A 12,920-nucleotide genomic window follows, 5' to 3' on the forward strand; every position below is an offset into this window, starting at 1 on the left:
GCGCGTGCAGCGCGCGCCGGCCTCGAACGAACCCGCAGACGAAGGTGCCCCATGCTTCCTGAAACGCAAGTCAACGCGCCGCTGATCGGCCTCGCCGGCGGCCGGCAATCGCTCGACACGCCCGCGCTGGTGCTCGACCTCGGCGCGCTGTCGCGCAACATCGAGCGCATGGCCGCCTTTGCGAAGGCGCGCGGCGTGGCGCTGCGGCCGCACGTCAAGACGCACAAGTCGGTGGAGATCGCGCGCCGCCAGGTCGCGGCGGGCGCGGTCGGCGTGAGCTGCGTCACCCTGGGCGAGGCCGAAGTCATGGTCCGGGCCGGCATTCCCGACGTGCTGATCACATCGCCCGCAGTCACGCCGAGCAAGATCGCGCGCGTGGTCAGGCTCGCGAGGCTCGCCGGGCCCGGCGGGATGATGGTGGTGGTGGACGACCTGCGCAACGCTGCCGACCTGGCCGCGGCAACGCTCGGCCTGCCGCATCCGCTCGAGGTGCTGGTCGACTACGGCGCCGGCTACAACCGCACTGGTGCCGCCGACGAGGCGCAGGTGCTCGAACTGGCGCGCTACGTCGCGGCCGAGCCGCGCCTGAAGCTGCGCGGCCTGCAGGCCTATGCCGGCAACCTCCAGCACATCGTCGACCGGGCGCAGCGCAGCGCCGCCGCCGCGGGCTTGCGCGAAAAGATCGCGCACATCGTCTCGGAAGCCCGGCGCGCCGGCATCGCGTTCGAGATCGTCACCGGCGCCGGCACCGGCACGCATGACCTCGACGCCGGGCGCGATGCCTTCACCGAACTGCAGGCCGGCTCCTACGTGTTCATGGATGCCGAATACGCGCAGGTGCTCGGCGGCGCGGGCGGGCCTTCGCCCTTCGAGGTGTCGCTGTTCGTGCAGACCGCGGTGGTGAGCACCCACGCGGCCGACTGGGTGACGGTGGACGGCGGCACCAAGTGCTTTGCCACCGACTGTGGCGTGCCGCTGGTCGCGCGCGGGGTCGACCCGGCGAGCCGCTATGCCTTCTTCGGCGACGAGCACGGCAAGCTGCTGTTCGCCGGCGCGCGGCCCGCGCTCGGCAGCCGGGTGGAGTTCGTCACGCCGCATTGCGACCCGACGGTCAACCTGCACGATGCCTACCACGTGTTCGACGGCGACACGCTGGTGGCCATCTGGCCGGTCGACGCACGCGGCCGGCACTGACCGCGCGGCCGCTCAGACTCTGGGCAGCGCGGCGAGGAAGGTGGCGACGATGATCGCGGCGGCGCGGTCGAGTTGGAGGATGTCGCTCACCTCGAAGGCTGCGGGGAGTTCGCCCTCGCTCGTCTCCCCCGGCTGGCGGCGCAGTTCGAGCAGCACCTCGGCGGCCAGCTCGCGGTCGCTGCGCGGCCGCCCATCGGGATGCATCACCCAGGCGTCGACCTGGTCGAACGGGATGCCGCGAAACACCGCCACAAAAGGGAAATATTTGTATCGGTCCTCGCTGACCAGGATGGGGACGCTGAGGTTGCAGAAAAACGTGGTCGACATGCAGGACCGCCGTCGCAGTCAAAAGGATTAATTGTTAATGAATGTGACGAACACATCCATCCCTTTCGACCTTGCAATCTGCTGCTAGGCGTGACCTACCTCACACATTCGTACTCTTTTTTCGAAAAAGCGCCAGCAGCGGTCACGAAAACGTCGGAACTAGGCGCCAAGCGCGCCGAACTGCGGCGGGCGCCGCTCGATGTTGGCCCGCACCGCCTCCTGCTGGTTCGCGCCACCGATCAGCGCCCGCTGCTCCACCGATTCCGCCACCAGCAGCTCGGCCGCGCCCAGCGAGCGCGAGGCATTGAGCAGGCGCTTGCCGGCGCGGATCGCGTCCGGGCTCCGGGCCGCGATCCCGTGCGCCATCTCCAGCGCCACGGCCAAGGGATCGGCCGCCAGACGCGTGGCAAAGCCGAGCTGCAGCGCCTCCTCGCCCGAGAAGATCCGCCCGGTGAAGGTGAGTTCGCGCACCACGTCGTCGCGGGCGAGTTCGCGCATCAGCACCATGCCGCCCATGTCGGGCACGAGGCCCCACTTGATCTCCATCACCGACAGCCGGGTGTCGGGCGCGACGATGCGGATGTCGGCGCCCAGCGCCACCTGCAGCCCGCCGCCGAAGGCCACGCCGTGCACGGCGGCGATGACGGGCACCGGCACCTCGCGCCACACCATCGCCACCTGCTGCGCGGCGTTGGAGATGCCGTGGGTGCGGGCCGACAGGTCGGTCCCGCCGGCCGCGGCGCCGAGCACCGCGCTCGCCGCGTCCTGCCCCATGCGCTCGAACGAGGCCATGTCGAGGCCTGCGCAGAAAGCCTTGCCCTGGCCCGAGAGCACGACCGCGCGCGCCGCCGTGTCGCCGCGCAGCGCTTCGCCGGCTGCGATCAGCGCATCGAACATCGCGGGATCGAGCGCATTCATCTTCTCGGCGCGCGCGAGCTTCAGTTCGACGACGCCATCGGGGTGGCGGATCCGTTCGATTCGATCGGTCATGCGTGTGTCTCCTTTTCGGCCGCAGTATCACCCGGGCGTGGCGCTCGGCGATGATGGCGCTGTCGCCGACCCAACACCTGCCACCGACCGATGAGCCTGTACCGCCGGACCTTTCTGCAATCGGGCGCCGCCGCCGCGGTGGTGGCGCTGTTCCGGCACGGCAGCGCCCTCGCCGCTCCCCTCTCGCAGGCGCCCGCGGCGCTCGGCTTCACCGCGGTGCCGACGACGCTGCGCGATGCGGTGGTGGTGCCGCCCGAGTACGAATGGCAACTGCTCTATCCCTGGGGCACGCCCACGGGCGTGGCGGGCCAGCCCATGCCGGCATTTGCGCCCGACGGCAGCAACAGCGCGGCCGATCAGGCACTGCAGGCGGGCATGCACCACGACGGCATGCACTTCTTCCCGCTCGCGGCGGACCGCGGCCTGCTCGTGATGAACCACGAGTACACGGACGAGCAATTGCTCCATGCCGATGGCAGCCAGGCGTGGAGCGCCGAGAAGGTGCGCAAGTCGCTGCATGCGATGGGCGTCTCGGTCATCGAGATCGAGCGCACGCGGCGCGGCTGGCAGCAGGTGCGGCCCTCGGCCTTCGCCCGCCGCATCCACGGCCGCACGCCGATGCGCATCGCCGGTCCCGCGGCGGGTTCGCCGCTGATGCGCACCGCGGCCAACCCATCGGGCGACGAGGTGCTCGGCACCTTCGCCAACTGCGCCATGGGCGTGACGCCCTGGGGCACCTACCTGAGCTGCGAGGAGAACTTCCACGGCTACTTCGGCGGACCGAAGGACGGCGCGCCCGCGCCGAGCGCCGCCGAGCGCCGCTACGGCACGGTCGCGGGCAGCCAGTGGGTGGAGTACTGGCGCTTCGACGAGCGCTTCGACCTGCGCCGGCATCCGAACGAGCCGAACCGCTTCGGCTGGGTGGTGGAGATCGATCCCTTCGACCCGGCGGCCCGGCCGGTCAAGCGCACCGCCCTCGGACGCAAGCGGCAGGAGAGCGCGACCTGCACGCTCGCGAAGGACGGGCGGGTGGTGGTCTACATGGGCGACGATGCGCGCTTCGAGTACATCTACAAGTTCGTCAGCCACCGGCCGGTCGCGCAGGCCGGCGATGGCGCACGGGCCGCTGCCCACAACAGCCGCCTGCTCGACGAGGGCATCCTGTACGTGGCGCGCTTCGATGCCGACGGCAGCGGCCGGTGGATCGAGCTCGTGCACGCCCGGCTGGCGGCCGACGCGGTGGACGCCACGCCGATGGACCGCCCCGAGTGGATCGCGGTCCACCCCGGCACCGGCGAGGTGTACGTCACGCTCACCAACAACAGCCAGCGCGGCACGCCCGGCAAGTCCGCACCGGACGCGGCCAACCCGCGTGCGATCGACCTGTTCGGCGGCATCCTGAAATGGCGCGAGGATGGCGGCGACGCGGGCAGCAGCCGCTTCGCATGGACGCATTTCGTGCTCGCGGGCGACCCCGGGCAGCCGGAGAGCGGTGCGCGCTATCCCTCGGCCGACGCCGACATCTTCGGCAGTCCCGACGGACTGCATTTCGACGCCGGCGGACTGCTCTGGATCCAGACCGACATGAGCAGCCAGCTCATCGGCAAGCCGCCGTATGCCGCGCTCGGCAACAACCAGATGCTCTGTGCCGACCCGGCGAGCGGGCGCATCCAGCGCTTTCTCACCGCACCGAACGGCAGCGAGGTCACGGGCTGCGTGGTCACGCCCGACCGGCGCACGCTGTTCGTCAACATCCAGCACCCGGGCGAAGCGCGGGACGACGGCCATGCCGCGCCCACCAGCGCCTGGCCCGATGGCACCGCGCCCGGCAGCGCACGTCCGCGCTCGGCGACGCTGGCCATCCGCCGGCGCGACGGCGGCATCGTCGGCACATGAAGAGGAGACCCGCATGAGCATCCGCATCGTCCGCCTCGGCACGCCGCGCGCCGAAGGCGAAGGCCTTCGCATCGGCACGGTCCGGCGCCCGCCGCGCGGCGTGCCGAAGACCGAGTTCGCATCGCAGGACTGGTACGACGTGTGGTACCCGAACCTCGCACCTTCCGCCGAGACCATGAAGCTCGGCCAGCAAGCCGAGACGCCCGCGCAATGGAACGCCTTCATGCGCAGGTACAAGGCCGAGATGGCCGAAGCGGACGCGAGCCGCAGCCTCGACCTGCTCGCCGCGCTCTCGCACACCGCAGCGCTCTCGGTCGGCTGCTACTGCGAGGACGAGTCGCGCTGCCACCGTTCGCTGCTGCGCAGCCTGCTGGCGGAACGCGGCGCCGACATCGCGAACTGACCGCGGCTGCGCACAGAGGCGGGTTCACGGCGGCCTTGGCCGCATGGGTCAGAATGGCGCACGGAGACAACACGCCCGTCGAAGGGCCACACACGCATGCCTGCCGCCAATGCTTCCGCGCCCTCTTCCTCCTCTGCGTTCCTGCCGCTCGCGGGCGTGCGCGTGCTGAGCCTCGCGCTCAACCTGCCCGGGCCTGCGGCGCTGTTGCGCTGCCGCGGCATGGGGGCCGTCTGCACCAAGCTCGAACCGCCCGCGGGCGATCCGATGGCGCTCTACAACAAGGCCGCCTACGCGGCGCTGCACGAAGGCATTGCCGTCGAGGTCGCCGACCTCAAGACAGAAGCCGGCCAGGCGCGCCTGCATGCGGCGCTGGCGCAGACCGACGTGCTGCTGACCTCCTTCCGGCCCTCCGCACTCGGCAAGCTGAAGCTCGACCGGGCCACGCTGCAGCAGCGCCATCCGTCGCTGTCGCAGGTGGCGATCATCGGCGCGCCCGGTGCCCGCGCCGAGGAGCCGGGCCACGACCTGACCTACCTCGCCGAAAGCGGCCTGGTCACCGGCACCGAGCTGCCGCCCACCCTCTATGCCGACATGGGCGGCGCGCTGCTCGCGAGCGAGGCCGTGCTCCAGGCCACGCTGCACGCGCGCACCTCGCCGGGCGCGGGCGGCCTGTACCTCGAAGTCGCGCTCAATGCCTCGGCCGACTGGCTCGCGCTGCCGCGCACCTGGGGCCTCACGCGGCCCGAGGGCGCGGTCGGCGGCGCGCACGCGGGCTACCGCGTGTATGCATGCGCCGACGGCCGCGTGGCGATCGCCGCACTGGAGCCGCATTTCGCGGCCCGGCTCTGCGAAGCCGCGGGCGCGCCGTCCGGCGACATGTTCGACCCCGCCACGCGCGAAGCCATCGCGGCATGGGTTCGCACGCGCACGCGGGCCGAACTCGACGCCATGGCGCGCGAGCGCGACGTGCCGCTGCTCACGCTCGCCGACTGACCCGCCGCGTCAGCGCCCCGCGGCGTCGCGCTGCCGGTCCTCGCGCTTGAGCGCCAGGTAGGTGTCGAGGTCGATCTCGTGCAGTTGCCGCGGGTAGTGCTCGGTGGCCGCGAACCAGTGGCGCTCGCGCCGCTGCGCCTCGCCGCCCGCGTCGGTCGAGAGATACGCATCGAGCGTGAGGAAGTAGCGCATCGCGTTGCGCTCCACCAGTCCGCGCGGGCCGCGGATGTACTCTGGCTTTCCGTCACCGCCCGTGCCCACGACCGTGAAGCCCACCTTGTTGCGGCCGAAGGTCGCGAGATAGGCCTGGGTCGCGAGCCGGACCATCACGTTGTGGTCGTAGCTGTAGCTGAAATGCAGGAAGCTGCGCTCGCCGTCGAGCGCCATCGCCTCCAGCGTGACCCGGTAGTTGCTGGTGCCGAGCGGCCCCTCGGCCGCGGACATTTCCACCGACAGGTGCTCGGACGAGGCGCTCGCGAGGCGATAGGCGAAAGGCAGCTGGAAAGCCTGTTCGATCGGCTTGTCGTAGCGCCGCACGACGTAGAGCGTCAGCATCTCCCGCCCTTCCGCGCCGCTGGTGCGGCAGCGGCGGTTGTTGACGTGCAGCGTGAGCAGTTCGCACCAGCGCCCGGGCTCCTTGAGCGCGGCGCTGATCTTCGGCAGTGGATGCGGAAGCACCGCGTAGATGTCGCCCTGCAGCCCGCCGGGCGTCTCGGCCGAGTCGAGCTGGATCGGACGGCCGAGCTCGCTGCGCGCCAGCTGACCGCCGATGCGCTGGTACGCCGCGCGCAGCGCGTCCGCGGAGGCGCGGCCGGGCTCCTGCGGCGCGGCGTTCGCGAGGACCGAAGCACCCAGCAGCGCGGCACCCGCCAGCCTGCGCCACCAGCAGACCGGCGGGAAGAACGATGGACTCATGGGGCCACACCATACAACGGCCGCCTTCGCGCCGCTCAGGCGCGTGCTTCGGCGCCCCTCGTGCGCCGCGCGATCAGCAGCATGGCGAGCGCGAGCACCCCGGCACCCAGCCACTCGCGCGGCGTCATCGGCTGCGCCAGGAGCATGGCCGCCAGCAGCGCGGCCACGAGCGGCTCGATCAGCGTGCCGACCACCGCGGCCGTCGGCGCCAGCCGCCGCGCGCCCCATGCAAAGGCAAGGTAGGCCACCGAGGTGGTCACCACGCCCGTGTACCCCACGCCCAGCCATTGCGCGGCGCCCCGGGGCCAGGTGATGCCCGAGGGCCACGCGACCGCGAGCATGCACAGCGCCGCCACGCTCATGCCCCATGCCGATGCGGTGACCGCGCCCAGCCGCGCGGGCATGCGCGCATTGCCGAGCACCACGGCCGCATAGCAGAGCGCCGACGCGAACGAGCATGCAATGCCGGCCACATACCCCGCGGACGGCGCGGCGGCGCCCCACCCCGCCGCAGGCATCACCAGCAGCGCCACGCCGCCCGTGGCGAGCAGCAGCCCGCCGGCGAGGCGCGCGCCGAACGGCTCGTAGCCGCGCAGCACGGACACCAGCGCCACGATCGCGGGCGCGCAGCAGATCGAGATCACCGTCGGCAGCGCCGCGCCGAGCTGCGCGATGCCGGCGAACCAGAAGCTCACGTTGAGCGCCATCGCGACCCCGGTGCCGGCCACCTGCCACTGCTCACGCGGCGCGAGGGCGCGCCAGCGCACGGCCGCGCCGCCGGCGCCGGTGGTGCGCCAGTGCAGACACCAGAGCAGCGGCACGCCGAGCGCGAAACGCGCGAGCGAGAGGCTCTGCGGCGCCATGCCGCCATCGATGAGGAACTGCGCCACCAGCGCCCCGCCGCCCCAGAGCGCGCCCGCGAGCAACACGCCGCCCCATGCCAGGGTGGCAGACATTCTTGCGTTCATTGTTCGAATCTCTCCATGAAGCCCGCCGCGTCGCTCGGGACAGGCGGGCATGACCATCCGGCCGCGGCCCGGCTTTCGCGAAGCGGGCGGCGGCGACCACTGGCAAGCCGTGCACAGCGCGAGGCGCGCGCGCGTCAGCAGCGGGTCGGCGGAGGGGGAGAGTGATGCAGGTGCATGAGCGGCCGATGATAGAAGCCGCTCGCCGTCGCGACAAGCCAAGCGCCGCACGGCATGCGGCCGGCCCGGTGCCGCGGCGCGGTCTTCAGCGCACCTTGCGCGAGGGCTTGTCGACGGCCGCGCTCTTGCGCGCGCCGTTGTCGCGCGGCGGCAGGCCGGTGTGCTGCGTCAGCAGGCGGCCCTTGGAGGGCTTCGCCACCGGCATCTTCACGGGCGCGGCCGTGGAGTTCTTGCGCCGCGCGCTGGTGTAGCCGCCGTCGGTCAGCGGCTGCCAGGTGGGAATGAGGTGGTGCTTGCCGTTGCCGATCAGGTCGGCACGGCCCATGGCCTTGAGCGCCTCGCGCAGCAGCGGCCAGTTGTTGGCGTCGTGGTAGCGCAGGAAGGCCTTGTGCAGGCGGCGGCGCTTGTCGCCGCGCACGATGTCCACCGTCTCGCTCTCGCGCGTGATCTTGCGCAGCGGGTTCCTGTTGGTGTGGTACATCGTCGTGGCCGTGGCCATCGGGCTCGGGTAGAAGGTCTGCACCTGGTCGGCGCGGAAACCGTTCTTCTTGAGCCAGATCGCGAGGTTCATCATGTCCTCGTCGCTGGTGCCCGGATGCGCGGCGATGAAGTACGGAATCAGGTACTGCTTCTTGCCCGCCTCGGCCGAGTACTTCTCGAACATCTGCTTGAAGCGGTCGTAGCTGCCGATGCCCGGCTTCATCATCTTGGTGAGCGGGCCCTGCTCGGTGTGCTCGGGCGCGATCTTCAGGTAGCCGCCGACGTGGTGCTGCACCAGTTCCTTCACGTATTCGGGCGACTGCACCGCGAGGTCGTAGCGCAGGCCCGAGCCGATCAGGATCTTCTTGATCCCGCGCAGCGCACGCGCGCGGCGGTAGATCTTGATGAGCGGATCGTGGTTGGTGTTGAGGTTCTGGCAGATGCCCGGGTACACGCAGCTCGGCTTGCGGCAGGCGGCCTCGATCTCGGGCGACTTGCAGCCGATGCGGTACATGTTGGCCGTGGGCCCGCCGAGGTCGGAGATGGTGCCCGTGAAGCCCTTGACCGAATCGCGGATCGCCTCGACCTCCTTGATGATCGAGTCTTCCGAGCGGCTCTGGATGATGCGGCCCTCGTGCTCGGTGATCGAGCAGAAGGTGCAGCCGCCGAAGCAGCCGCGCATGATGTTCACGCTGAAGCGGATCATCTCCCAGGCCGGGATCTTGGTCGCGCCGTCGTGGCTGCCGTTCTCGTCGGCGTAGCGCGGATGCGGGCTGCGCGCGTACGGCAGGTCGAACACATGGTCCATCTCGGCCGTGGTGAGCGGGATCGGCGGCGGGTTGATCCACACGTCGCGCGCGGTCGCGCCCTCGCCGTGCGCCTGCACCAGCGCGCGTGCGTTGCCGGGGTTGGTCTCGAGATGCAGCACGCGGTTGGCGTGCGCATAGAGCACCGGGTCGGCGCGCACCTGCTCGTAGGAAGGCAGGCGGATCACCGATCGATCGCGCGGCGGCACCTTGAGCTTCGCGCGCGGCGCGAGCGCCGGGTTCGGCACGAAGTTGAGCGGCTTGATCGCGGGGTTCACCGCGGCGCCCGCCTCGGCAGCGCGCGCCACCGCCTCGGCTTCGTCCTCCTTGGCGCAGGTGGCACCGTTGGCCTTGGCCTGGTCCGAGACCATCAGGTACGGATTGACATGCGCCTCGACGCGGCCGGGCTCGTCCACGCTGGTGGAGTCGATCTCGAACCAGCCCTGGGCCGTCTCGTCGCCCTGGCGCCGCACGAAGGCCGTGCCGCGCACGTCGGTGATCTGGTGCACCGGCTCGCGCGCCGCCAGCCGGTGGGCGATCTCGACGACCGCGCGCTCGGCGTTGCCGTACAGCAGCAGGTCGCACTTCGCGTCGACCACGATCGAGCGGCGCACCTTGTCCTGCCAGTAGTCGTAGTGCGCGATCCGGCGCAGCGAGCCTTCGATGCCGCCGAGCACGATGGGCACGTCGTTCCAGGCTTCGCGGCAGCGCTGCGAATACACGATGGCCGCGCGGTCGGGCCGCGCGCCGCCCACGTCGCCGGGGGTGTAGGCGTCGTCGCTGCGGATCTTCCGGTCGGCCGTGTAGCGGTTGATCATCGAATCCATGTTGCCGGCGGTCACGCCGAAGAACAGGTTCGGCTTGCCGAGCACCTTGAAGGGCTCGGCGCTGTGCCAGTCGGGCTGCGCGATGATGCCGACGCGAAAGCCCTGCGCCTCGAGCATGCGGCCGATCACCGCCATGCCGAAGCTCGGATGGTCGACGTAGGCGTCGCCGGTCACCACGATGATGTCGCAGCTGTCCCAGCCGAGCGCCTCCATCTCCTTGCGCGTGGTCGGCAGGAACTTGGCCGTGCCGAAACGCGCCGCCCAGTACTTTCGGTAGCTGGTCAGCGGCTTGGCGGCGCGCGCGAAAAAGGAGACGTCGACGGGGGCGTTCATCGTGGGGAGTGGGCGGGGCGGCTTGGCAAGGCGCGCGACCGCAATGGGCAACCCGCGATTTTAGGGTTTTCCAGCAATTCTGTCGCGCGGCGGCGGGTTGGCGCGCCGGGGCCAAGGGCATTATTTGGTTGCCAAAGTCAACCATCCACATGAGAATGGCAACCATGTTGTCCGCCGCTTCCCTGCCCGATGCCGACGCCGTCAAGGCGATCCGGCGCTTCAACCGCTTCTACACCAGCCGCATCGGCGTGCTCGACCCCTACCTGGGCAGCGAGATGTCGCTCACCGACGTGCGGGTGCTCTACGAACTCGCGCACCGCGAAACGCCCGTCGCCAGTGAGATCGGCCGCGACCTGCGGCTGGACGCCGGCTACATGAGCCGGATCCTGCGCCGCTTCGAGGCCGCCGGCTGGCTCGTGCGCGAGCCGCATGCGCGCGATGCACGGCAGAGCGTGCTGCGCCTCACCGAGGCCGGCCATGCGGCTTTCGCGCCGCTGCAGCAGAAATCGCGCGACGAGGCGGCCGCCCTGCTCGCGCCGCTGCCGCCGGCCGACCGGCAGCAGGTGGTCGAGGCCATGGCCCGCATCGAGCGCCTGCTCGACCCGGCGCACGCGCCGGCGGCACGGCCGCGCACCGTGGTGCTGCGCGATCCGCAGCCGGGCGACATGGGCTGGGTGGTGCAGCAGCACGGCGAACTGTATGCGCGCGAGTACGGCTGGAACAGCGAGTTCGAGGCGCTGGTGGCCGACATCGTGGCCCGGTTCGTGCGCAGGTTCCAGCCCGAATGGGAGCGATGCTGGATCGCGGAACTCGAGGGCGAACGCGTGGGCGCGATCTTCGTCGTGCGCAAGTCGCCCACCACCGCGCAGCTGCGCCTGCTGCTGCTCGCGCCCTCGGCGCGCGGGCTCGGGTTGGGCGGGCGCCTGACCGACGTATGCATCGCCTTTGCGCGCGCCAAGGGCTATCGCAAGATGGTGCTCTGGACCAACAGCTGCCTCGAAGCCGCACGCGCCATCTATGCGAAGCGCGGCTTCAGGCTCGACAAGTCCGAACCCTACGAGGGCTTCGGCCAGCAGCTCGTGGGCGAGACCTGGTCGCTCAGGCTGCAGTCGTAGCGGCGGTGCCCCGGCGGCGCTTCCACCACAGCCGCAGCAGCGGCACCAGCCACACGAGCACCACCACCACGGCCAGCGAGGCGGCAATGGGGCGCGACACGAAGCCTGCGAGGTTGCCGTCGGACTTGATCATCGAGGTGATGAAGTTCTCTTCGAGCATGCCCCCGAGCACCACGCCGAGGATCGCGGGCGCGATCGGAAAGCCGTTCTCCTCGAGCAGGTAGGCCACGATGCCGGCGACCAGCATCACGCCCACGTCGAACAGCGAGTTGTTGATCGCGAACGCCCCGACGACGCAGAACAGCAGGATCAGCGGCATCAGCACGTTGCGCGGCACCCGCAGGATGCGCTTGGCCACCTTGATGCAGAGGATGCCGAGCGGAATCATGATCAGGTTGGCGATGATGAAGAGCATGAACACCGCATAGATGTTCTGCGGATTGGTGGTGAACAGCGTCGGCCCCGGGTTGAGGTTCTTCATGTAGAGCACGCCGATCACGATCGCGGTGATCGAGTCGCCCGGAATGCCGAACACCAGCGCCGGGATCCATGCGCCGGCCAGCGCGCTGTTATTGGCCGAGCCCGATTCGACGATGCCCTCGACATGGCCGGTGCCGAACTTCTCGGGTTCCTTCGAGAACTTCTTGCTCATGGCGTACGACATCCACGCCGCGATGTCGGCGCCGGCGCCCGGCAGCGCGCCCACGGCCGTGCCGAGCACGCTGCCGCGGAGGATCTGCACGGGGTACTTCTTCGCGAGCGCCCATTGGCCCGAGAGCACGCGTCCCACCTTCTCGACCACGAGCTCGCCCGGCGGCCGCGTGTCGACCGCGAAGCGGATCACCTCCGACACCGCGAACATGCCGATCATCATCGGGATCATGCCGATGCCGCCCGTCATCTCGGCGTTGCCGAAGGTGAAGCGCGGAAAGCCCGCCGGGTTGCCGAGTCCCACGCAGGCCACGAGCAGGCCGAGCAGCAGCGTGACGAGCCCCTTGAGCGGCCGGTCGGAGGTGATGAACACCGCGCAGGTCAGCCCCAGCAGCACGAGCCAGAAGTACTCGAAGGAGCTGAAGTTGAGCGCGAAGTCGGCCAGTGCCGGCGCGGCGACGATGAGCACCACCGTGCCGAAAAGCCCGCCCACCGCGGAGAAGACCAGCCCCGCGCCGAGCGCCGTCTCGGCCATGCCCTTGCGCGTCATCGCGAAGGCCTCGTCGGTGTATGCCGCCGAGGCCGGCGTGCCGGGAATGCGCAGCAGGCAGCCCGGGATGTCGCCCGAGAAGATCGCCATCGCGGTGGCCGTCACCATCGCCGCGATGGCGGGAATGGGCGGCATGAAGAAGGTCACCGGCACCAGCAGCGCGACCGCCATGGTGGCCGAAAGCCCCGGCACCGCGCCGACGAAGAGGCCGTAGAGCGCAGCCAGCACCATCACGAGGAGGGTGTAGGGCTCGAAGACCATCGAGAAAGCCTGCAAGAGTGCTGCCGACATGATG

Annotated in this window: 11 protein-coding genes; 5 read left to right on the forward strand and 6 right to left on the reverse strand. The window is 70.5% G+C overall.

The genetic code is table 11. The features are described from left to right. Positions 1 to 51: 51 nt before the first annotated feature. Positions 52 to 1,194 carry a DSD1 family PLP-dependent enzyme gene (locus M2165_RS23530; protein ID WP_280816986.1) on the forward strand — a complete coding sequence of 381 codons (1,143 nt, stop codon included), beginning with the start codon at positions 52 to 54 and terminating at the stop codon, positions 1,192 to 1,194. Positions 1,195 to 1,206: 12 nt separating this feature from the next. Here the strand turns inward: M2165_RS23530 and M2165_RS23535 are convergent, their stop codons facing one another. After that, complete coding sequence (locus M2165_RS23535) at positions 1,207 to 1,521, reverse strand: hypothetical protein (protein WP_280816987.1); 315 nt, start codon at positions 1,519 to 1,521, stop codon at positions 1,207 to 1,209. Positions 1,522 to 1,680: 159 nt separating this feature from the next. After that, complete coding sequence (locus M2165_RS23540; RefSeq protein WP_280816988.1) at positions 1,681 to 2,511, reverse strand: crotonase/enoyl-CoA hydratase family protein; 831 nt, start codon at positions 2,509 to 2,511, stop codon at positions 1,681 to 1,683. Positions 2,512 to 2,601: 90 nt separating this feature from the next. Between M2165_RS23540 and M2165_RS23545 the strand changes: the two genes are divergently transcribed. The 3 genes from M2165_RS23545 to M2165_RS23555 all read left to right on the forward strand — a co-directional run bounded on the left by M2165_RS23545 (position 2,602) and on the right by M2165_RS23555 (position 5,803). Continuing rightward, a complete protein-coding gene (locus M2165_RS23545; protein ID WP_280816989.1) occupies positions 2,602 to 4,407 on the forward strand; it encodes a PhoX family phosphatase in 1,806 nt (601 codons plus the stop codon). Between the two features lie 13 nt (positions 4,408 to 4,420). Beyond that, a complete protein-coding gene (locus tag M2165_RS23550) occupies positions 4,421 to 4,810 on the forward strand; it encodes a DUF488 family protein (protein ID WP_280816990.1) in 390 nt (129 codons plus the stop codon). 96 nt (positions 4,811 to 4,906) lie between these two features. After that, on the forward strand, positions 4,907 to 5,803 hold the full coding sequence (locus M2165_RS23555; RefSeq protein ID WP_280816991.1) for a CoA transferase: 897 nt from the start codon (positions 4,907 to 4,909) through the stop codon (positions 5,801 to 5,803). Between the two features lie 9 nt (positions 5,804 to 5,812). On the opposite strand, the gene M2165_RS23560 is transcribed toward M2165_RS23555, so the two are convergent. From M2165_RS23560 to M2165_RS23570, 3 genes are all read right to left on the reverse strand, one after another. Beyond that, complete coding sequence (locus tag M2165_RS23560) at positions 5,813 to 6,718, reverse strand: hypothetical protein (RefSeq protein WP_280816992.1); 906 nt, start codon at positions 6,716 to 6,718, stop codon at positions 5,813 to 5,815. Between the two features lie 35 nt (positions 6,719 to 6,753). After that, positions 6,754 to 7,674 carry a DMT family transporter gene (locus M2165_RS23565; protein ID WP_280816993.1) on the reverse strand — a complete coding sequence of 307 codons (921 nt, stop codon included), beginning with the start codon at positions 7,672 to 7,674 and terminating at the stop codon, positions 6,754 to 6,756. A 274-nt stretch (positions 7,675 to 7,948) separates the two neighbouring features. Continuing rightward, positions 7,949 to 10,309 (reverse strand): YgiQ family radical SAM protein, encoded by a 2,361-nt coding sequence (locus M2165_RS23570; RefSeq protein WP_280816994.1) that lies wholly within the window; start codon positions 10,307 to 10,309, stop codon positions 7,949 to 7,951. A gap of 155 nt (positions 10,310 to 10,464) precedes the next feature. Between M2165_RS23570 and M2165_RS23575 the strand changes: the two genes are divergently transcribed. Then, positions 10,465 to 11,424: a bifunctional helix-turn-helix transcriptional regulator/GNAT family N-acetyltransferase gene (locus tag M2165_RS23575; RefSeq protein ID WP_280816995.1), complete on the forward strand. Its 960-nt coding sequence runs from the start codon at positions 10,465 to 10,467 to the stop codon at positions 11,422 to 11,424. Here the strand turns inward: M2165_RS23575 and M2165_RS23580 are convergent. Continuing rightward, positions 11,408 to 12,916, reverse strand: a complete 1,509-nt coding sequence (locus tag M2165_RS23580) for a tripartite tricarboxylate transporter permease (RefSeq protein WP_280816996.1) — start codon at positions 12,914 to 12,916, stop codon at positions 11,408 to 11,410. The genes M2165_RS23575 and M2165_RS23580 overlap by 17 nt on opposite strands. Positions 12,917 to 12,920 lie beyond the last annotated feature (4 nt).

Source organism: Variovorax sp. TBS-050B (genome assembly GCF_029893635.1).
In the GTDB taxonomy this organism is placed as follows: domain Bacteria; phylum Pseudomonadota; class Gammaproteobacteria; order Burkholderiales; family Burkholderiaceae_C; genus Variovorax.

Coding starts and splice junctions, on each gene's coding strand:
- M2165_RS23530 (WP_280816986.1), top strand. CDS start 52: ATGCTTCCTGAAACGCAAGTCAACGCGCCGCTGATCGGCCTCGCCGGC.
- M2165_RS23535 (WP_280816987.1), bottom strand. CDS start 1,521: ATGTCGACCACGTTTTTCTGCAACCTCAGCGTCCCCATCCTGGTCAGC.
- M2165_RS23540 (WP_280816988.1), bottom strand. CDS start 2,511: ATGACCGATCGAATCGAACGGATCCGCCACCCCGATGGCGTCGTCGAA.
- M2165_RS23545 (WP_280816989.1), top strand. CDS start 2,602: ATGAGCCTGTACCGCCGGACCTTTCTGCAATCGGGCGCCGCCGCCGCG.
- M2165_RS23550 (WP_280816990.1), top strand. CDS start 4,421: ATGAGCATCCGCATCGTCCGCCTCGGCACGCCGCGCGCCGAAGGCGAA.
- M2165_RS23555 (WP_280816991.1), top strand. CDS start 4,907: ATGCCTGCCGCCAATGCTTCCGCGCCCTCTTCCTCCTCTGCGTTCCTG.
- M2165_RS23560 (WP_280816992.1), bottom strand. CDS start 6,718: ATGAGTCCATCGTTCTTCCCGCCGGTCTGCTGGTGGCGCAGGCTGGCG.
- M2165_RS23565 (WP_280816993.1), bottom strand. CDS start 7,674: ATGTCTGCCACCCTGGCATGGGGCGGCGTGTTGCTCGCGGGCGCGCTC.
- M2165_RS23570 (WP_280816994.1), bottom strand. CDS start 10,309: ATGAACGCCCCCGTCGACGTCTCCTTTTTCGCGCGCGCCGCCAAGCCG.
- M2165_RS23575 (WP_280816995.1), top strand. CDS start 10,465: ATGGCAACCATGTTGTCCGCCGCTTCCCTGCCCGATGCCGACGCCGTC.
- M2165_RS23580 (WP_280816996.1), bottom strand. CDS start 12,916: ATGTCGGCAGCACTCTTGCAGGCTTTCTCGATGGTCTTCGAGCCCTAC.